Origin of the sequence: Cupriavidus laharis (genome assembly GCF_914271435.1) — a bacterium.
GTDB lineage: Bacteria > Pseudomonadota > Gammaproteobacteria > Burkholderiales > Burkholderiaceae > Cupriavidus > Cupriavidus laharis.
The window spans coordinates 503,204-522,473 of record NZ_CAJZAI010000003.1; the positions used below are offsets into that span (position 1 = coordinate 503,204).

Sequence of the window (19,270 nt, forward strand, 5' to 3'; positions counted from 1 at the left end):
ATGTTTGACTACACGATCCTGAAGCTGGTCTGGTGGCTTCTGGTGGGGGTGCTGCTTGTCGGTTTTGCCATCATGGACGGGCACGACATGGGTGTCGGCACATTGTTGCCCTTCATCGGCCGCAGCGACGAAGAGCGACGCGTCGTCATCAACACGGTCGGCCCGCACTGGGATGGCAACCAGGTATGGTTCATCACCGGCGGGGGAGCCATCTTCGCGGCCTGGCCGCTGGTCTATGCCACTGCGTTCAGCGGCTTCTACTGGGCCATGCTCGCCGTGCTCTGGGCCTTGTTCTTCCGCCCGGTCGGCTTCGACTACCGGAGCAAGATCCACGACCCGCGCTGGCGCCGCACCTGGGACTGGGGCCTGTTCATCGGAGGGGCCGTGCCGCCGCTGATCTTCGGCGTGGCGTTCGGGAACCTGCTGCAGGGCGTGCCATACCATTTCGACGCCTACATGGTGTCGACCTACACGGGCAGTTTCTGGGCGCTGCTCAATCCCTTTGCCCTGCTTGCCGGCGTGGTCAGCAGCGCCATGGTCACCATGCATGGCGCCGCGTATCTTGCCCACCGCACGCAGGGGGTGCTGCAGCAGCGCGCGGTCCGCGCGACCGGCTGGGCAGCGCTGGCCATGTGCGTGACCTTCGTTGCCGCGGGACTGTGGGTCGGCAAGCTGGACGGATACCGGATCGCCTCGGCGATCGAATCGGCCGCCGTCGCGGACCCGACCGCCAAGGCGGTGGTGCGCGAGGCCGGCGCCTGGCTGGCCAACTACGCACGCGTGCCCGCGCTGTGGATGCTGCCCGTGCTGGCCGTTGCGGGCGCGCTGTCCGGAGTCTGGCTGCAGCGGCTGGGGCGCACGCTTGCCGCGTTCGTTGCGACGAGCCTGAGCATGACAGGCGTGATCGGCACGGCGGGCGCGAGCATGTTCCCGTTCATCATGCCATCGAGCAGCATGCCGGCCCATAGCCTGACGGTCTGGGACAGCGTTTCCAGCCAGCTGACGCTGACGATCATGCTGTGCGCGACCGTCGTGTTCATGCCCCTCGTGATCGGCTACACATCATGGGCTTACCGCGTGATGCGCGGCAAGGTGACGGTCGAATACGTCAAGGCCAACGAGCACAGCGCCTACTGATATCAAAGGAGTTTGCGAATGTGGTACTTCAGCTGGGTTCTCGGCGTGGGGTTTGCCGTCCTGCTTGCCGTGATGAACGCCATGTGGGGCGAGAACGAGGAGGCGCGCCGCGCCAGCCGTGAGGAAGACGCATGAGGCGGCCGGTGAAGCCACAACGGCCTGGCTTGCACTGGCCGGCCTTGATGGCAGGCGTCGCCGTCATGCTTGTCGTTAGTGTTGATCCCCGCTTTCTGATCTCGGCCAATCCTGGCCGCACGCATCTTGCTGCGGCCTTGCTGTGCTGGGCGATGAGCGCGGCACTGGTTCGCGGTGTCGGCTTTGTTCCGGTGCATGCCGCGGCGCGCCGGCTGCTCTCCGGCTGGGCGAGCGCGGTAGCGCTGGCCGCTTGCCTCGCGGCGCGATTCGCTTAGCCGCCGGATCTTGAGTGAATGAACAGATGGAAAACATTGTTGCCACCAGCGCGGCATTGGGCGCCGTCGTCGGCCTCATCCTCGCGCTCACGGGTGCGGGCGGCGCCATTCTTGCCGTACCGCTGTTGCTTTTTGTCCTGCACCTGAACGTGGCGGAGGCGGCACCGGTCGCCTTGCTCGCGGTAGGCCTGTCGGCTGCCGTCGGCGCAATGCTTGGACTACGTGCCGGCGTCGTGCGCTACCGCGCCGCGCTGCTGATGGCGGTGTCGGGCACGTTGGTCTCGCCCGTTGGCCTGTGGTTTGCCCATCGCCTGCCCAACGGCCCTCTGACGCTGCTCTTTGCCGCCGTGCTGGCGTTCGTGGCATGGCGGATGTTCAGGCAGGCAGCCGGGGGCAGGGCGCTACAGGCAGCTGAAGCCGTCCAATTCGCACAGCCTTGCCAGCTCGACAACCAAACGGGACGCTTTGTCTGGACTGCCTTGTGCACGCGTGCCCTCGCGCTGTCGGGCGCAGGCGCAGGCTTTCTATCGGGGCTGCTTGGCGTTGGCGGCGGCTTTGTCATCGTTCCCGCCTTGAAGAAAGTCACCAATGCGCCGCTGCATACCATTGTCGCGACATCCCTGTCGGTCATCACGCTGGTGTCGGCTTCCGGCGTCATCACGACCGCCATTGCCGGACGTATGGACTGGCAGGTCGGCGTGCCGTTCGCCGCCGGTGCCATGCTGGCGATGCTGGGTGGCCGATTGCTCGCGAGCCGGCTCAGCGGCGCAAGGCTGCAGCAAGGTTTTGCCGTGGTCGCAGGCCTGATCGCTATCGGCATGGTGGCGAAGGTGGTGATGGCAGGCTGATGCGAACAAACAAGCCGCCTGGGCAGGGTGGGACGCTATTGGCAGAGTACGTGGTCAATGTCTCCGCCTATTTCACGCGGCAGCCGAGGCCGGACCTCGGGGCGCGAGTGAAAGACTGGCCGAAGGGGGGCAAGCCGAATGATGCGCGCTGGGCTTGCGTTCCGCCGTATATTCACAGGGGCGCAGCGATGCGGTCTCGGCGGGGAAGATATGCGATCCAGATTGCCGTCGGCATGGGGGCGCGTGTCACCGTACTGGATCGGAACGTCGATCGCCTGCGGCATCTGGGGCTTGGCTACGGCAATCGGCTGGTAACACTCTATTCCAGTGCGGACGCCATCGAGCGCGCCTTGCTCACGGCCGATGCGGTGATCGGTGCGGTCCTGGTGACCGGCGACGAGGCGCCCAAACTAGTGACGCGCGCGATGGTTGCCCGTATGAAGGCCGGTTCCGTTGTGGTGGACGTAGCGATCGATCAGGGGGGCTGCTGCGAGACTTCGCGCCCCACCAGCCATACGGATCCGGTCTATGTCGTGGACGGGGTGCTGCACTACTGTGTGACCAACATGCCGGCGGCCGTTGCCAGGACATCCACCTTTGCCTTGAACAACGCCACGATCGGGTATGCAATGGCAATTGCTGACAAAGGCTGGTCCCGCGCACTCGGCGAAGATCCTTGCCTGCGTGCCGGTCTGAACATTTGTCGCGGTAACGTGACCTATGCGGCAGCGTCAGCGCTTGCATGTCGGGCAACGAGCGACATGGGGAAGCGATGGACTTAGCCGCCACGCTTGAGAGCCACCGCGTGAGCGAAAGCCATGGCGCAAGCGAGCGCCGCTTCTACCTCCGGTCGTGCGATCGAGCGGCGATGAGCGTCGTGTGCGCAATAAGGGAATTTCCCCGCCGCAGCGGAGGACTGGAAGCAAAATTGTTTTGCTTTCTCCCGTTTCCGATCAATGCGTGCCTTACTGGAGGCCTATATTTCTTGCAGAAGAAAGATTTCCCTTGTTGCCGCTCGGCGCGGCGACAAGCGTCGTGTGCCTTCAATGGAGGTCGGTATGAGCTATCACCTGGAAGGTCGTCTGCTCGAGGTCTGCAACTGCAAAGTCCTGTGCCCGTGCTGGATTGGCGAGGATCCCGACAATGGCACCTGCGACACCATTGTCGCGTGGCACATGGACAAAGGAACGATCGACGGCGTCGACGTGAGCGGCAATACCATTGCGGCCGTAGCGCATGTGCCCGGCAATATCCTGGAAGGCAACTGGACTGCCGCGATCTACATCGACGACAAAGCCTCAAAGGAGCAGGAAGAGGCGCTTCTCAAAGTCTATACCGGCAAAGCCGGCGGCCCGATCGCGGATCTTGTCAAGCTGATCGGCCAGGTTGTTTCGGTGGAGCGGGCGCCGATCCGCTTCACCGTGGTTCAGGGCAAAGGCGAACTCGAGATCGGTAAGGATTATTATGCCGAACTCGCCCCCTATCTAGGTGCGACTGGTGGTCAGACCACGCTCTCCGACACCGTTTTCTCGACAGTGCCCGGGGCTCCCGTGTTTGTCGGGAAGGCCCCGACATATCGGTCGCGCAATGCCGCCCTCGGCATAGACCTCGACATCCAGAACCATAACGCGCTGCAAAGCATCTTCGTGTTCGACGCATGAGCAGGGCAGCAGGCCTGGCGTCGCGCGGCGGCGCCTCGCGCCACTATCAGGTGTTCTTTCCGCTACTGGCCGCGCTGATTGCGTGCGCGTGGGTGGCGCTCTGGGCTTGGGCACGCAGTCCGTACGGGCGCTATCTCGAGCACGGCGACTGGACTGCTTCCGGGCCGGCGGCGCTACTGTGCCGAGCCATTCCCGCCGGCGATGTCGTCGTGCCGCTGGTGCTCTACGCCGCCGCGTGGATACTCATGACGGCTGCCATGATGTTGCCGACCACATTGCCGCTGATCAACGCCTTCGACCGCCTGACGGCACAGCGCCCGGACCACGGGCGCCTGGTCGCCTTGCTCCTGCTCGGCTACATGACCGCATGGGGAGCTTTCGGCTTGCTGGCGCACGCGCTTCACAGCGCAGTGCTGTCCCTGCTCGCCGGCGTTCCCGCCCTGGCTTGGCACGGCTGGCTGATTGGCGTGGGGATCATTGCATTGGCCGGCGCGTTCCAGTTCAGCAGGTTCAAGTACCAGTGCCTGGAAAAATGCCGCACGCCGTTGAGTTTCATTATGGCGCGCTGGCGTGGCCAGGCGGAGGCGGGGCACGCCTTCGCGCTTGGCGTGCAGCACGGCCTGTTCTGCGTCGGGTGCTGCTGGGCGCTAATGCTGCTGATGTTTGGGCTTGGCGCCGGCAGCCTTGGCTGGATGCTCCTGCTGGCGGCGGCGATGGCGGTTGAAAAGAACGTTCGCTGGGGCCGGTTCCTGCGCAGGCCGCTCGGCGTCGCGCTTCTCTCGTGGGCAGTCGTCCTGGTGGCGACTCATGTCTGAACCGCGCACAGTGGTCGCGCGCGATGAAGCCCCTGGCGTATCGGCGGTCTGACGCCGCGTCAGGGAGAATGGTCGCGCCGGCAGCCAGCGGAACCCGCTTGCAGAGGCGGGATGAGTCATTCGAAGGTCATTCGAAGGCTATACTGAACTCAGCAGACATGCACCCGAAAGAAGCCGGCGACGCACTTGCGCAGGTGCACTCGCTCAATGGCGTGCCGGCGCGAACCTGATGGCTGTGCCCCCGCTGGCTGCCAACGGGGGTAAGGAGCATGGCATGTTCAGACATCTTCTTGTGGCGGTAGACGGCTCCGCGCTGTCCGAGTCAGCCTTCCGCAAGGCGTTGGTATTTGCGCAGGAAACGCAGGCCAGCATCACGGCGGTGCGTGCCTGTCCGGACTTCCACGTTACGACATATCACACGGAAATGCTCACCGACACCCGCGAGCAGTTCGAAGAGGCAGTCATTGAGGACGCGGGGAAGTACCTCGAGCGCATTGCGGGAGAGGCCGCCACCGCTGGTGTGCCTTGTGACACGAGCTGCGAGGTCAACGACCACCCTTATGCCGCCATTATCAAGACTGCGGAAGACAAGGATTGTGATTTGATTGTCATGGCGTCACACGGACGCCGCGGGGTAAAAGGGTTGTTGATTGGGAGCGAGACCCTGAAGGTGCTCACTCACAGCAGGATTCCAGTGTTGGTATACCGCTGAACACGTGGAGGCCTGGCGTGGCCGCCAGGCAGGGAAACCTTGTCATGAGTAATCGCCGCTATGTCGTCACGATTGACCAACCCAGGGACGTCTCAGACGAGCAGATGGCGGAGTACATCAAGCTTGCCATCGCCAGTTGGGGCGCGGGCTTGCCGCCGCCTCCGCCGGACAGCCCGTTTTTCGACCTGGACGTGCTGTCGGTCATGGTCGGCAGCAAGGCGCACAAGCACGATTCGTGAAGTGCTTGACCGCTCAGCCCTTGTCCGGACTTGCCGGACTCTCTGGTAGCCGGAAGTCATTGCCTCCGCTATCCCGACTCGCGCTGAGCGAGCCTGTGGCCGGCAAGCTCCAACACGACCAGCGCGCGGTGACCGCATTACGCGGAGGCAAGGCGGGCGGACGGGGGTTACCCTGAACTGACCGGGTACTTCCAGCGCCTCACTCTTTAACTTGAGGCTCGGCCCCGCGGCGCGTTCAGCGTTGGAAGATCCAGATCACGACCGACACCACCACCGACACCAGGATGCAGGTCGTGATCGGGAAGTAGAAGCTGAACCCGTCCCGGATGATATGGATATCGCCGGGCAGCCGCCCGAGCGGCAGCTTCGACAGCCAGGGCCAGGTAGCGGCGGCGGCGATCAACAGGCCGCCGAGGACGAGAAGCAGGCGTTGCATGGGTGGGTCGATCAGGTTCTGCCATGTTCTGAAGCGTTGGACCGACCGCGTGGGCGAAGGATTCCGCCCACGTCCGTGGCGCCGTCAGCAGGAGCCGTGCGAACCCTGCGCCAGATCGCGCCTGGCTACCATGGAATCGACCGGCGATCGCGGAAGAAGCCACCGGTGGGGCCATCGTCGGGCAGCGTTGCCAGCCAGACCACGGTGTCGATGCCCTGCTCGGGCGAGCGCGGCGCATCGGGGCCGCCCAGGTCGGTGCGACACCAGCCGGGACACACCGAGTTGACCTTGACGCCACGATCGGCCATCTCGGCGGCCAGGATGCGCGTGACGGCATTTAGCGCGGCTTTCGAGATTCGGTAGGCCGGCACGCCGCTGCCCATCTCCGCCAGTTGTCCCATGCCCGAAGCCAGGTTGACCACCCGGCCAGCGCGGCTGGCGCGCAGCAGCGGCGCCAACGCCTGGGTGGTCCGCAGCACGCCGAAAAGGTTGGTTTCCAGGGTGCGGCCCAGGGTCTCGAGCGGCAGTTCGAGCAGGCTGGTGTCATAGTGGTCGAGCGAAACACCAGCGTTGTTGATCAACACGTCCACACGACCGAAGCGCTCAGTCAGCCAGTTGGCGAGCGCAGCCGCCGAGCTGTCCTCCGTAACGTCAAGTGGGTGGCACGCGATCGGATGGCCCGCAAGCCGGAGCTCTCTCTCCAGCACCTCGAGGTCTGTCGGCTTGCGCGCCGTGGCGACGACCAGATGGCCTTCCACGGTAGCCAGCCGGCGCGTGGCTGCACGGCCCAACCCGCGGCTGGCGCCAGTGATGACGGTAATGGGTTGATTGGTCATGCCTGAGTCTCCCCGGCGCTGGCGCGAGGCAGGCCAGCTCTCGCAGCGTTAAAGACTTGCCCGCATCGCACGCCCACGCATCGATAGTTCGCCGTTGCTACAGGGGTGCAAAGAACTCTTTCCAGTGCCCTGAAAGGTCTCGGTGTTCGCATGCCCCGTAGGGGCAGCTAATCATCTATACACCGTCGACGGTGGCCTGGTGATAGCGGATTCTCCGTATCGTGGCCTGACGCGAAACCGGGATGCTGGAACGAATGAGGACCGCCATGGTTCTAATTCACAAATGCTGGTGGCAACGATGCTCAGACTAAGCAAGCTGACTGACTACGGCACGGTGATCATGACGCACTTGGCGCGAAACCCGGGCCGAATTTGCAGTGCTGCCGAGGTCGCCGCCGCGATCGGCGTCGCGGTACCGACGACAAGCAAGATTCTGAAGAGGCTGGCAAGGCACCATTTGCTGCAGTCGTTGCGCGGCGCCAATGGCGGCTATCTGTTGGCACGAGCGCCGGAACAGATCTCGATCGCACAGGTGATTGACGCCATGGAAGGTCCGGCCGGCATGACCGAGTGCAGTGTTGCAGCCGGTCTGTGTGCACAGGAACGTCTGTGCGCCATCCGCGCCAACTGGCAATCGATCAATGGAGTGGTCTTTAGGGCGCTTGATGGTGTGACACTGGCCGATATGGCGCAACCGGTGTTGCGCCAGGTTGATATTGGCGCCCTGCACGACCGACGCGCACAGGGGCCGCGAGCTGACAATTCGTGACTCATGTGACAGTGGCAAGGGAGGGCGGAACATGGCAACCCCGGCACGCAAGCTCGATGAGCTGATCAGCCAAGGCTATAAGCATGGCTTCTACACGCCCGTAGAGACGGAAACGGTGCCGTGCGGGCTGAATGAGGACGTGATCCGCATGATCTCGGCCATCAAGGACGAGCCGGAATTCATGCGGGAGTGGCGTCTCAAGGCCTTCCGCCACTGGCTGACGATGTCTGAGCCGCACTGGGCGACGGTCAAGCACCCGCCCATCGACTACCAGGCGATCGCCTACTATTCAGCGCCGCGCTCCCAGAAGGCGGGGCCGAAGACGCTGGACGAGGTCGACCCGGAGTTGTTGCGCACCTACGAAAAGTTGGGCGTGCCACTGCATGAGCGTGAATTGCTGGCAGGCGTGGCGGTGGACGCGGTATTCGACAGCGTCTCGGTGGCCACCACCTTCAAGCAGAAGCTGGGCGAGCTCGGCATCGTCTTCTGCTCGTTTTCCGAGGCGGTGAGGGAGCATCCTGCGCTGGTGCAGCAGTATCTCGGCTCGGTCGTGCCCTATACCGACAACTACTTCGCGACGCTCAACTCCGCCGTGTTCAGCGACGGCTCGTTCTGCTATATCCCGCCCGGGGTACGCTGCCCGATGGAGTTGTCGACCTACTTCCGCATCAATGCCCGCAACACCGGCCAGTTCGAGCGCACCCTGATCATCGCCGACCAGGGCGCTTACGTCAGCTATCTGGAGGGCTGCACCGCGCCGATGCGCGACGAGAACCAGCTGCATGCTGCGGTGGTGGAGCTGATCGCGCTGGAAGATGCACAGATCAAATACTCGACTGTGCAGAACTGGTATCCGGGCGATAAGGAAGGCAAGGGCGGCATCTATAACTTCGTCACCAAGCGCGGTGACTGTCGCGGCGCGCGCTCGAAGATTTCCTGGACCCAGGTGGAGACCGGCTCCGCCATCACCTGGAAGTATCCAAGCGTGATTCTGCAGGGCGACGACTCGGTCGGCGAGTTCCATTCGGTCGCGCTGACCAACCACTACCAGCAGGCCGACACCGGTACCAAGATGACCCACCTCGGCAGGAATACCAGGAGCACGATCCTTTCCAAGGGCATTTCGGCCGGTCACGGCCAGAATGCCTACCGCGGGCTGGTGAGGATGGCCAGGAGCGCAATCGGCGCGCGCAACTACTCGCAGTGCGATTCGCTGCTGCTGGGCGACAAATGCGCCGCCCACACCTTCCCTTATATCGAGGTGAAGAACGCCACCGGCCAGGTCGAGCATGAGGCCTCCACGTCGCGCATCGGCGAGGACCAGTTGTTCTATTGCCAGAGCCGCGGTGTCAGCGCCGAGGATGCGGTTTCGATGATCGTCAACGGATTTTGCAAGGAAGTATTCAAGGAGCTGCCAATGGAATTCGCGGTGGAAGCCCAGAAGCTGCTGGGCGTGAGCCTGGAAGGCAGTATTGGGTAAAGGTGGCGCGCACGGGGCGCGCCGCAGGTGCACTGGACGCAGGTGCACTGGAGATAGAAGCCAGCCATGCTTGAGATTCGCAAGCTGCACGTCAGCGTTGACGACAAGCCCATCCTGCACGGCATCGACCTCAACGTGAAGGCCGGCGAGGTGCACGCCATCATGGGCCCCAACGGTTCAGGCAAGAGCACCCTGGCCCACGTACTGGCCGGCCGCGACCGCTTCACCGTGACGGCGGGCGAAGTCCTCTACGATGGCATGAACCTGCTTGGGATGCCGCCGGAAGAGCGCGCCCGCGCGGGCATCTTCCTCGCTTTCCAGTATCCGGTGGAAATCCCTGGCGTCTCCAATATTTATCTGCTCAAGGCGGGGCTGAACGCGATCCGCAAGCACCGTGGTGAGCCAGAGCTGGACGCCATGGACTTCCTTGCCCTGGTCAAGGACAAGCTCCAGCTCATGGAGATGGACCAGGACCTGCTTTACCGCTCGGTGAACGAGGGCTTCTCCGGCGGTGAGAAGAAGCGCAACGAGATCCTGCAGATGGCAGTGCTGGGGCCTCGGCTCGCCATTCTCGACGAGACCGACTCCGGCCTCGACATCGACGCGCTCAAGATCGTCGCCAGAGGCATCGAAACCATGCGCAGCCCGCGACGCGCCATTGTGCTGGTGACGCACTACCAGCGCCTGCTTGATTACATCGTGCCGGATCAGGTTCACGTGCTTGCGCACGGCCGCATCGCCAGGTCCGGCGGTCCCGAGCTTGCGCGCGAACTGGAGCAGAGCGGTTATGCCGGAGTGGAGGCAGCCGTCACCGGGATGGAGTCTTCAGCATGAGCGCTAGCGGGCTGGAACACTTTCTCGCCGAGTTCGACCGCGTTGAGGCCGCACTGCCCGGCCGCCGCCTGGGTTGGCTTATGCACGCGCGCCGGCAGGCGCTGGATCATTTCGCCCAGGTCGGGTTCCCCACGCTGCGCCAGGAGGACTGGAAGTACACCAGCGTGGCCGCGCTCGAGAAAAGCGGCTTCGCCGTGGCACTGCCGCAGGCCGGCGGCGGCCTGGAGGATTCCGTGGCAGCGCAGATCGAGGCGCTCGCCCTTGCCGGCGCGCACCTGATGGTGTTCGTCAATGGCATCCACCAGCCGCAATGGTCGCGCATCGGTGCCCTGCCTGCGGGGATGGAGCTCGCCAGCCTCGCCGCCACACTGGAGCGCGCACCGGACTGCCTGGAAGCGCTGATCCTGCGCGGCGCAAGCGACTTTCCCTCCGGTTTCGCCGCCTTGAACATGGCGCTCATGACCGACGGCGCCTATATCCGCGTGCCGGCGGGCAGCGCCCCCGAACAGCCGATCGACTTGCTGTTCCTCGCCACCGCCGGCGAGCTGGCCACCCATGCGCGCAACCTCGTGGTGGCGCAAGCCGGCAGCCGGATCTGCATCGTGGAGCATCATGCGGGCCTGGATGGCCTGGGCTATTGCACCAATACCATCACTGACATCGTTGCCGAACGTGATGCGCAGGTCGAACATCACAAGCTGCAGCAGGAGAGCCGCAAGGCCTTCCATATCGCCGGCGTGAGCCTGGATCAGCGGCAGGGTAGCCGCTTCGCGTCCAGTTCCTTTGCCCTTGGCAGCGCCCTGGCGCGGGTGGACATCGAAGTCGGGCTCAATGCCGAGCATACCGAGTGTTCGCTGGATGGGCTGTACATGACCGCGGGGCGGCAGCATATCGACCACCACACCCGCATCGACCACGCCAGCCCGCAAAGCACGAGTCGCGAGTTGTATAAAGGCGTGCTGGCGGGCGCCTCACGCGCCGTCTTCAACGGCAAGGTGGTGGTGCATGCCAATGCCCAGCACAGCGATGCCCACCAGTCCAACCGCAACCTGCTGCTGTCCGACCAGGCCGAGGTCGACACCAAGCCGCAACTGGAAATCTATGCCGACGACGTCAAATGCGGTCACGGCGCCACCGTAGGCCAGCTCGATGCCGAGCAGATCTACTACCTGCGCTCGCGCGGCATGGACGATGCCGCGGCGCGTGCCCTGCTGGTCTTTGCCTTCGCCGAAGAGGTCGTCAGGCGGCTCGGCCCCTCACCATTGCGCACGCGGCTGGAAACGCTCTTGCGCAGCCAGCTGTCCGAACCTGTGAAGGAGCTGCCATGAACACGGCAGCGCATGAACGGATAGCCGTGGAGCGTGCGGTTCCGGTCGCCCGCCTGGAGGTGGAGCGGCTGCGGCAGGATTTTCCCATCCTGCGCCAGACCTTCCACGGCAAGCCGCTGGTCTACCTGGACAACGCTGCCACCACCCAGAAGCCGCAAAGCGTGATCGATTGCGAAGCACGTTACTACGGCTCGCTCAACGCCAATGTCCACCGCGGCGTGCATACCCTGAGCCAGCGCGCCACCGATGCCTACGAGGCCGCGCGCGACGCAGTGCGTGGCCTGATCAACGCGGCGGGGCGCGAGGAAATCGTGTTCGTGCGCGGCACCACCGAAGCGATCAACCTGGTGGCGGCAAGCTTCGGCCAGCGCCTGCGCCCGGGCGACGAGATCCTGATCAGCGCGATGGAGCATCACTCCAATATCGTCCCTTGGCAACTGGCGTGCCAGCGCTCCGGCGCCTCGTTGCAGGTGGCGCCGATCAACGATGCCGGCGAGTTGATGCTTGAACAGTTCGCGCGATTGCTCGGCCCCAGCACCAGGATGGTCGCGATGACGCACCTCTCCAACGCGCTCGGCACCGTGAACCCTGTGCGGCACATCATCGAGCTGGCACATGCCCAGGGCATCCCGGTGCTGATCGATGGTGCCCAGGCTGTTCCTCACCTCAAGGTCGACGTACAGGCCCTCGATTGCGATTTCTACGCCTTCTCCGGGCATAAGCTCTACGGCCCCACTGGCGTCGGCGTGCTCTACGGCAAGGCTGGGCTGCTCGATGCCATGCCGCCTTACCAGGGCGGTGGGGACATGATTCGCGAGGTCACGTTCGGCAGGACCACATACAATGCGCTTCCCTACAAGTTCGAGGCCGGCACCCCCAATATCGCTGGCGTCATCGCACTTGGCGCCGCCATCGGGTATGTGAGCGCGCTCGGCCTGGAGGCCATCGCTGCCCACGAGCACGCGCTGCTCGCCTACGCCAGCGCGCAGGCAGCGCAGATCGCCGGCCTGCGCATGATTGGCACGGCTGCCGACAAGGCGAGCATTCTCTCGTTCACCCTGGACGGCATCCATCCCCACGATGTCGGCACCATCCTCGATCAGCACGGCGTGGCGGTCCGTGCTGGCCATCATTGCGCCATGCCCGTGATGGAACGCTTCGGCGTGCCTGCCACGGTGCGCGCCTCCTTCGCGCTGTACAACCTGCGTGAAGAAGTGGATGCACTGTTTGCTGCGGTGCGTGCGGCACAGGAGGTATTCGCCTGATGTCTGACCTGCGCAATCTCTACCAGGAAGTGGTCGTCGACCACAGTCGCTCGCCGCGCAATTTCGGTCGGCTGGCGGCAGCGAACCGCAGTGCCGAGGGGTTCAACCCGCTGTGCGGCGACCGGCTGACGCTGTACCTGAGAATCAGCGATGGGGTGATCGAGGACGCCAGCTTCGATGGCTCGGGCTGCGCCATCTCCACCGCCGCAGCCTCGCTGATGACAGAAGCACTCAAGGGCAAGACCGAAGCACAAGCGCGGGCCTTGTTCTCCGCCTTCCACGCGCTGGTGACCGCAGAGCCAGGGCAGGCCGGCGTGCCGATGGGCAAGCTGGAGGTCCTGGCCGGGGTGCGCGAGTTCCCGGCGCGCGTGAAGTGCGCAACCCTGGCCTGGCATACCATGCTGGCCGCTTTGGAGAACAGCGCCAGGCCGGTCTCGACGGAGTAAAGCGATGGGCATTATCGATTGGCTGCGCAAGGCCGAGGAACACGAAGACAGGTTCGAGCCTGAGCCGGACAGCCTGGAGGGGCGGGTGATTGCGGCCTTGCGCACGGTGTACGACCCCGAGATCCCGGTCAATATCTACGACCTTGGCCTGATCTACCAGTTATCGGTGGACGAAGCCAGCGGCAAGGTGGGCATCCGCATGACACTGACCGCACCGGGCTGCCCGGTGGCGCAAACCTTCCCGGGTGTGGTGGAGGCCGCTGTGATGGAAGCCGGCGGGGTGAACGAAGTCGGGGTTGAACTGGTGTGGGACCCGCCCTGGTCGAGAGACCAGATGAGCGAGGCGGCGCGCCTGGAACTGGGGCTGCTCTGAGATGAGCGAGTGGATCGATGTGGCCCGCGCCGACGAGTTCGCGCCCGGCACTTGCCGCAGCGTCGATGTCGATGGCGTTCAGGTCGCGGTATTCAATGTGGGTGGTAATTATTACGCCATCGAGGACCTCTGCTCGCACGAGGCCGAGCCGCTTTGCGGCGGCGACGTGGAAGACCAGGAAGTTGTCTGCCCGCGCCACGGCTCGCACTTTTCCCTTCTAACGGGCGAGGCACTGTCCCCGCCTGCCTACGAGCCGGTGGCGACTTTTCCGGTCCGGGTGGAGGACGGCAAGGTGCAGGTCAGGGATGAGCGCCGAGACTAAGCGGCCGCGGTGCCGGACCGAGCGGGCCGAAGCGGAAGCGGCGCTCGCGCGCCAGCTGCTGGGCACCTTGCGCATGGGTTCTACCCTACATCAATCCGTCTACGATGGCCAATTGAGCCCTGGCGGGCAAGGCGCATTGTGTGTGTCAGTGCGCCGTCACGATACGATGCCTGTGGCGACGGCCCCGCGAGCCGGCCTGGTTCCCAAGCAGTACAACCGCTACGGTAACTGTCGCAACAAGGATTGTCGCCAGCGCATTCATCTCCGGATTCAACCCGAGGCGGGCTCGCGAGAAGACGACCATGGGTAGCGTGGTCGCCCCAGGGCCAGAGAGGAACGATGCCACGACGACATCGTCGAACGACAACGTAAAGGCGAGCAGCCATCCCGACAGCACGGCCTGCAGGATTTGCGGCAACGTGATGAGCAGGAACACTTTCATCGGCGGCGCACCAAGGTCTGCTGCCGCGTCCTCCAGCGTCGGGTCGAGGTCAAGCAGCCGTGACTGCACGATGATCGATACATAGGCCAGGGTCAGCATCACGTGTCCAAGCCATATGGTCAGCATGCCACGCCCCGCCGGCCAGCCAGCCCGGTGTTCGAGCTCCACGAACAGGAGCAGCAGCGCTATGCCAAGGATTATCTCGGGCAGCACCAGCACGGCATTGAGCATTGCCGACAACAGCCCGCGCGCGCGTGTCTTCGTGCCGCGGGCCAGGGCGTATCCGGCGAGGGTGCCCAGCACCGCCGAGGCTGTTGCCGCCAGTGCGGCGATCCGCAGCGATAGCCACGCTGCCTGGATGAGTTCTTCATCCTGCAGCAGCGCGGCATACCATCTGAAGGTGAACCCCGCCCAGACCGTGACGAGCTGCGAGGCGTTGAAAGAATAGAACACCAGCACTGTGATCGGTGCGTAGAGGAAAAGATATCCCAGCCCGAGGATCGCCACGTGGAGTGGGAGATGGCGCTGCGTCATCGCCGTGCTCCGCCGCCGCGTGCCTGCAGCCGCTGGAACAGTGCCATGGGCCCGAGCAGCAGCGCCAGCATGGCACAGGCTAGGGCGGACGCCATCGGCCAGTCCGTGTTGTTGAAGAACTCGTCCCACATAAGGCGCCCGATCATCAGTGTGTCGGCGCCGCCGAGCAGGCTGGGGATCACGTACTCTCCGACCGAAGGGATGAAGACCAGCAGGCAACCGGCGACGATGCCGTTGCGGGATAGGGGCAGGGTAACCTGCAAGAATGCACGCCAGGGGCGCGCGCCCAGGTCCTGAGCCGCCTCCAGCAGGGTGGTGTCCATCCTGGCCAGATGCGCGTACAAAGGCAGCAGCATGAAGGGCAGGTAGGAGTACACCATGCCGACATAGACGCCTGCCGTGGTGTGATAAAGAGCCAGCGGATGGTGGATAATTCCGGCCGCCAGCAGCAGCTGGTTGAGCAGCCCCTCGTTCTTGAGGATGCCGATCCACGCGTAGACTCGGATCAGGAAGGAGGTCAAGAACGGCAGCATGACCGCCATGACCAGATAGTGGCGCCAGCGCGGACTGACACGCGCAATGCAGTAGGCGACCGGATAGCCCAGCAGCAGGCAGCACAGGGTCGTCGTTGCGGCAATCTTCAAAGAGCTGAAGAATGCTTCGAGGTACAGACTGTCGCTCAGCAAACGGCGATAGCTGTCGAGGTGCAGCGCAAGGTGGAAGGTGCCATGGTGGAGCGCCAGCGGCTCGGTGTAGGGGGGCATGCCAAACCGCATCGCGGACAGGCTGAGCTTGATCACCGACAGGAACGGCAAGAGGAAGAATATGACCAGCCACGCCAGCGTGACCAGCAATGCAAACCGTTGCCAGGCCGGGGCGGGCCGGGGTGGGTCAGAAATGTTTCTCGGCGCGGCGGCCATGTCTGTCTACGGCCCGGGCACGCCTTGGGTCTTTGCCGGGTCCAGAACCACTGCGGCGTCGGCTGGCCAGCTGGCCCAGACGCCGACGCCGGGCGCGGGGGTGTTGTCCCGACCAGGGACTGTCCCGGGAATGTCGGCAACGAGCATCTGGCCGGATTCAAGCCGGAGCCGGCAGGTGCTGTGGCTGCCGCGATAGGTCACCTCATCGACGCTGCCTTGCTCCGTGTTCCATGTGTGCATTGGCGGCGTGCGCGACAGCGCGACGTGTTCCGGCCGGACGCAGACCTGGATGCTGCTGCCAACCGGCCAGCCGCGGTCCAGCGCGGTGCGCAGCGGCTGGCGCAACTGCGCGCAGGCGAGGATGAGCTGTCCTGCATCCCGGCCTGCCACCGTTGCCTCGAACAGGTTTGCATTGCCGACGAACTCCGCCACGAAGCGGGAGTTCGGGAACGCATAGACTTCGATTGGCGGGCCGACCTGCAAGATACGGCCTTCGTTCATCACGGCGATGCGGTCGGCCATGCTCATGGCTTCTTCCTGATCATGCGTGACGAGCACACAAGTGACGCCGACCTCGCGCAAGATATGGCAAAGCTCCGCCTGCGTCGTCGTGCGGATCTGCTTGTCGAGGGCCGACATCGGTTCGTCCAGCAGCAACAGCCGCGGGCGCTTGGCCAAGCTGCGGGCCAGTGCCACGCGCTGCTGCTGTCCGCCGGACAACTGGTGCGGCCGGCGCTGTGCGTAGCGCTGCATCTGGACCAATGCCAGCATTTCCGACACGCGCTGGCGGACCTCGCTGCGCGGCAGGGATTCCTGCCGCAACCCGAAAGCGATGTTCTCTTCCACCGTCATATGCGGGAAGAGCGCATAGGATTGGAACATCATGTTGACTGGCCGGCGGTAGGGCGGCAGCGGGCTGATGTCCTTGCCATCCAGGTACACGTGGCCGGAGGTTAGCGTCTCCAGCCCCGCCACGATGCGCAACAGCGTTGTCTTGCCGCACCCCGAACTACCGAGCAGCGCGAACAGCTCGCCGGCACGGATCGCAAGGTTGATGTGCTGTAGCGCGACCGTCTCGCCAAAATGGCGGGATACCCCGGTGAGTTGCACCAGAGCATCCGACGCCCGTGGTCCTGCCGCAGGGGGCGGGCGCCGGACGTGCAAAGCGGGGAAGAGCCGCGCTAGCGGCCCGCCTTGAATGTCGTCCACAACCGGGTCTGGAGGCGTGTGATGTCCGGCGGCAGCGGCTTGAGCATGTAGAGCGACTGCATCACCGGCGCTGGCGGATAGACCGAAGGATCCCGCGCGACTTCCGGCAGCACGTATTTCCTGGCGGCGAGGTTTGCGCTCGGGTAGAAGACCGCATTGGTGATTGCGGCATGTACGGAAGGCGTCTCGATATAGTTGACCCACTGCAACGCTTCATCGACATGCGTTGCATCGATGGGGATCGCCATGACGTCGAACCACACCGGCGCGCCGCCGCCAGGGATGACGTAACGTATTTCGTAGGGCTTGTGCGCCTCATGTGCGCGGTGCCTGGCGATGGTGACGTCGCCGGACCAGCCGTAGGCCAGGCAGATGTCGCCACCGGCAAGGTCGTTGATATAGCCGGAGGAATTGAATTGGGTGATATAGGGCCGGATGCGTTCCAGCAGTGCCAGGGCAGCCTGGTAGTCGGCGGGATTGGTGCTGTTCGGATCCCTGCCCAGGTAGTGGAGCGCCGCCGGGAAAACGTCGGCGGGTGAATCGAGCATGGAAACGCCGCACGGGCGCAATTTTGCCACGTTCTCCGGCTTGAAAAGGACATCCCAGCTGTCAAGGGGCGCATTCGCCCCCAACGCTGCCCGCGCCAGCTTGATGTTGTAGCCCAGTCCTGTGGTGCCCCAGGCCCATGGCACCACAAACTGATTGCCGGGATCCACGTCGGCAATCAGCCGCATCAGCGCGGGATCGAGGTACCGCAGGTTCGGGAGCTTCGACTTGTCCAGCTTGCGGTAGGCCCCGGCGGCGATCTGCCTGGCCGCATAGTTGGAGCTGGGCACGACCACGTCGTAGCCGGAGTGCCCCGCGAGCAGTTTGGCCTGGAGGGTTTCGTTGCTATCGTAGACGTCGTACCGGACCTGGATGCCCGTTGCGTGCTCGAATCCCGGGACTGTGTCCTGCGCGATGTAGTCGGACCAGTTGTAGACGTTCAGCTGCCGCGGCGCGGCGCCGGCAGTGCCTGCCATTCCGAGGACCAGCAGTCCGGCCAGGACTCTTCGCAGGAAACAGCATTTCATCCTGGTACTCCGTCCGTTCAACGCGCGAACAGCTGCCGCCGTTGCCGAACCGCCACCGTGCGCAAAATGGTGGCGCCGGGTGCGCTCACGGGCTTGCAGCCTCCTATGCATCGTAGTGTTCCCGTCCGGATTGTCAATTGCCAATCGTCCGTGGTGTGGCGGCAGATGCGGGATGGTGGGCCGCGCCGGCTGCCCGGGCCTTGGCACCGGGAGTGCGCCTTATTCGGCCAGCACACCGGGTGGGGTTCGGAGACTGTGGATGTCTATGAGTACCCCCTGGACCATCATGTCTTGATGTAAGCCAGGACGCGTGGGAGCTGTATCACGTGGATGTCGACGGGGCCGCTGGATGGCTCGGTCTGGTGCGTATCAGCGTGGACAACGACCATTCGCGCACCGCATGGACCGTGCCCAACGCCATCACATGTATCAGCTCCCCTTCGACACCCGCACTGCATCATTCCGATATATTTCCGGGAACATCATCTTCAGATTGCCAATCTTTGGCAGGTCGTTGATCACGATGTACGGATAGCCCGGATGATTGACGAGAAAGTCCTGGTGGTAATCCTCGGCAGGATAGAAACCCTTGTAATCCTCGACGCGTGTCACGATCGGCGCCCGATACGACTTCGCCGAACCAAGCTGCGTGATATACGCCCGCGCAATCGTCCGCTGCTCTGGCGTGAGCGGAAAGATCGCCGACCGATACTGTGTACCGTGGTCCGGACCCTGGTAGTTCAGTTGGGTGGGATTGTGCGCGACCGAGAAGAAGATCTGCAGCAGCTTGCCGTAGCTGATCTGCGTGGGGTCGTAGCGAATCTCGACCGATTCAGCGTGGCCGGTCAAGCCTGTCCCAACCTTTTCGTATTGCGCGGTGCTTGCTGCGCCACCGGCATAGCCGGACGTGGCGCGTGTTACGCCGCGCACATGCTGGAACACGCCCTGCACGCCCCAGAAGCAACCACCGGCGAAAACCGCGGTCTCGCTGTGGCTGGTGCCCGGCTTTTCGTCTAGGGTCGGGGCGGGAATCTTCACCGCTTCCTCGGCCGATAGCGCGGGCAATTGCCACGCAGCGGCCACGGCCGTCAGCATGACCAGGCCTGCGAGCCTGCGTGTAGTGGGGCGTGCCCAGTGTTGCAGCGTTGCGATGACTCTCATAGTAGGGTTCCCTGCGAAGA

General features: G+C 64.1%; 23 protein-coding genes and 1 pseudogene. 17 read left to right on the top strand and 7 right to left on the bottom strand.

Translation table 11 applies throughout. From position 1 onward, the window contains the following. The 9 genes and pseudogenes from cydB (at position 1) to LDO29_RS09615 (ending at position 5,822) form a co-directional block, all read left to right on the top strand. On the top strand, positions 1–1,137 hold the full coding sequence (cydB, locus tag LDO29_RS09575) for a cytochrome d ubiquinol oxidase subunit II (RefSeq protein WP_224079544.1): 1,137 nt from the start codon (positions 1–3) through the stop codon (positions 1,135–1,137). 18 nt (positions 1,138–1,155) lie between these two features. Beyond that, positions 1,156–1,272, top strand: a complete 117-nt coding sequence (cydX, locus tag LDO29_RS09580; protein WP_224079545.1) for a cytochrome bd-I oxidase subunit CydX — start codon at positions 1,156–1,158, stop codon at positions 1,270–1,272. Between the two features lie 47 nt (positions 1,273–1,319). Then, on the top strand, positions 1,320–1,547 hold the full coding sequence (locus tag LDO29_RS09585) for a cyd operon YbgE family protein (protein WP_224079546.1): 228 nt from the start codon (positions 1,320–1,322) through the stop codon (positions 1,545–1,547). Between the two features lie 26 nt (positions 1,548–1,573). After that, a complete protein-coding gene (locus LDO29_RS09590; RefSeq protein WP_224079547.1) occupies positions 1,574–2,395 on the top strand; it encodes a sulfite exporter TauE/SafE family protein in 822 nt (273 codons plus the stop codon). Positions 2,396–2,598: 203 nt separating this feature from the next. Beyond that, a pseudogene (locus LDO29_RS09595) lies at positions 2,599–3,177 on the top strand (alanine dehydrogenase); the annotation flags it as partial. Positions 3,178–3,453: 276 nt separating this feature from the next. Beyond that, positions 3,454–4,056 (top strand): DUF1326 domain-containing protein, encoded by a 603-nt coding sequence (locus tag LDO29_RS09600; RefSeq protein WP_224079548.1) that lies wholly within the window; start codon positions 3,454–3,456, stop codon positions 4,054–4,056. Beyond that, complete coding sequence (locus LDO29_RS09605) at positions 4,053–4,871, top strand: DUF2182 domain-containing protein (RefSeq protein ID WP_224079549.1); 819 nt, start codon at positions 4,053–4,055, stop codon at positions 4,869–4,871. The genes LDO29_RS09600 and LDO29_RS09605 overlap by 4 nt, the downstream gene beginning before the upstream one ends. 274 nt (positions 4,872–5,145) lie before the next feature. Next, on the top strand, positions 5,146–5,583 hold the full coding sequence (locus tag LDO29_RS09610) for a universal stress protein (RefSeq protein WP_224079550.1): 438 nt from the start codon (positions 5,146–5,148) through the stop codon (positions 5,581–5,583). Between the two features lie 44 nt (positions 5,584–5,627). After that, positions 5,628–5,822: a hypothetical protein gene (locus LDO29_RS09615; protein ID WP_224079551.1), complete on the top strand. Its 195-nt coding sequence runs from the start codon at positions 5,628–5,630 to the stop codon at positions 5,820–5,822. Between the two features lie 235 nt (positions 5,823–6,057). On the opposite strand, the gene LDO29_RS09620 is transcribed toward LDO29_RS09615, so the two are convergent. Both LDO29_RS09620 and LDO29_RS09625 read right to left on the bottom strand, forming a co-directional pair. Continuing rightward, a complete protein-coding gene (locus tag LDO29_RS09620) occupies positions 6,058–6,258 on the bottom strand; it encodes a DUF2905 domain-containing protein (protein WP_224079552.1) in 201 nt (66 codons plus the stop codon). Between the two features lie 125 nt (positions 6,259–6,383). Further along, positions 6,384–7,094, bottom strand: a complete 711-nt coding sequence (locus LDO29_RS09625) for an SDR family oxidoreductase (RefSeq protein ID WP_224079553.1) — start codon at positions 7,092–7,094, stop codon at positions 6,384–6,386. A 298-nt stretch (positions 7,095–7,392) separates the two neighbouring features. On the opposite strand from LDO29_RS09625, the gene LDO29_RS09630 reads away from it, so the two are divergent. From LDO29_RS09630 to LDO29_RS09665, 8 genes are all read left to right on the top strand, one after another. After that, positions 7,393–7,863, top strand: a complete 471-nt coding sequence (locus LDO29_RS09630) for an SUF system Fe-S cluster assembly regulator (protein WP_224079615.1) — start codon at positions 7,393–7,395, stop codon at positions 7,861–7,863. A 31-nt stretch (positions 7,864–7,894) separates the two neighbouring features. Further along, on the top strand, positions 7,895–9,343 hold the full coding sequence (sufB, locus tag LDO29_RS09635; protein ID WP_224079554.1) for a Fe-S cluster assembly protein SufB: 1,449 nt from the start codon (positions 7,895–7,897) through the stop codon (positions 9,341–9,343). A 66-nt stretch (positions 9,344–9,409) separates the two neighbouring features. Continuing rightward, the gene (gene sufC / locus LDO29_RS09640) at positions 9,410–10,177 is read left to right on the top strand and encodes a Fe-S cluster assembly ATPase SufC (RefSeq protein ID WP_224079555.1); all 768 of its coding nucleotides are present in this window, start codon (positions 9,410–9,412) and stop codon (positions 10,175–10,177) included. Then, complete coding sequence (gene sufD / locus LDO29_RS09645) at positions 10,174–11,505, top strand: Fe-S cluster assembly protein SufD (protein WP_224079556.1); 1,332 nt, start codon at positions 10,174–10,176, stop codon at positions 11,503–11,505. The genes sufC and sufD overlap by 4 nt, the downstream gene beginning before the upstream one ends. Continuing rightward, positions 11,502–12,770 carry a cysteine desulfurase gene (locus LDO29_RS09650; protein WP_290369550.1) on the top strand — a complete coding sequence of 423 codons (1,269 nt, stop codon included), beginning with the start codon at positions 11,502–11,504 and terminating at the stop codon, positions 12,768–12,770. Before sufD ends, LDO29_RS09650 begins: the two co-directional genes overlap by 4 nt. Beyond that, on the top strand, positions 12,770–13,216 hold the full coding sequence (gene sufU / locus LDO29_RS09655; protein ID WP_224079557.1) for a Fe-S cluster assembly sulfur transfer protein SufU: 447 nt from the start codon (positions 12,770–12,772) through the stop codon (positions 13,214–13,216). Before LDO29_RS09650 ends, sufU begins: the two co-directional genes overlap by 1 nt. Before the next feature lie 4 nt (positions 13,217–13,220). Further along, positions 13,221–13,589: an SUF system Fe-S cluster assembly protein gene (locus LDO29_RS09660; RefSeq protein WP_224079558.1), complete on the top strand. Its 369-nt coding sequence runs from the start codon at positions 13,221–13,223 to the stop codon at positions 13,587–13,589. Position 13,590: 1 nt separating this feature from the next. Beyond that, entirely contained in the window at positions 13,591–13,911 is a 321-nt protein-coding gene (locus tag LDO29_RS09665) for a Rieske (2Fe-2S) protein (protein ID WP_224079559.1), read from the top strand. A 145-nt stretch (positions 13,912–14,056) separates the two neighbouring features. On the opposite strand, the gene LDO29_RS09670 is transcribed toward LDO29_RS09665, so the two are convergent. From LDO29_RS09670 to msrA, 5 genes are all read right to left on the bottom strand, one after another. Continuing rightward, the gene (locus LDO29_RS09670) at positions 14,057–14,887 is read right to left on the bottom strand and encodes an ABC transporter permease subunit (RefSeq protein WP_224079560.1); all 831 of its coding nucleotides are present in this window, start codon (positions 14,885–14,887) and stop codon (positions 14,057–14,059) included. After that, positions 14,884–15,807: an ABC transporter permease subunit gene (locus LDO29_RS09675; RefSeq protein ID WP_224079561.1), complete on the bottom strand. Its 924-nt coding sequence runs from the start codon at positions 15,805–15,807 to the stop codon at positions 14,884–14,886. Before LDO29_RS09675 ends, LDO29_RS09670 begins: the two co-directional genes overlap by 4 nt. A gap of 6 nt (positions 15,808–15,813) precedes the next feature. After that, positions 15,814–16,971, bottom strand: coding sequence for an ABC transporter ATP-binding protein (locus LDO29_RS09680; RefSeq protein WP_396022651.1), 1,158 nt, complete (start codon positions 16,969–16,971; stop codon positions 15,814–15,816). Between the two features lie 17 nt (positions 16,972–16,988). Next, positions 16,989–18,089, bottom strand: a complete 1,101-nt coding sequence (locus tag LDO29_RS09685) for a polyamine ABC transporter substrate-binding protein (RefSeq protein ID WP_396022647.1) — start codon at positions 18,087–18,089, stop codon at positions 16,989–16,991. 429 nt (positions 18,090–18,518) lie between these two features. Then, complete coding sequence (gene msrA / locus LDO29_RS09690) at positions 18,519–19,250, bottom strand: peptide-methionine (S)-S-oxide reductase MsrA (RefSeq protein WP_224079563.1); 732 nt, start codon at positions 19,248–19,250, stop codon at positions 18,519–18,521. Positions 19,251–19,270 lie beyond the last annotated feature (20 nt).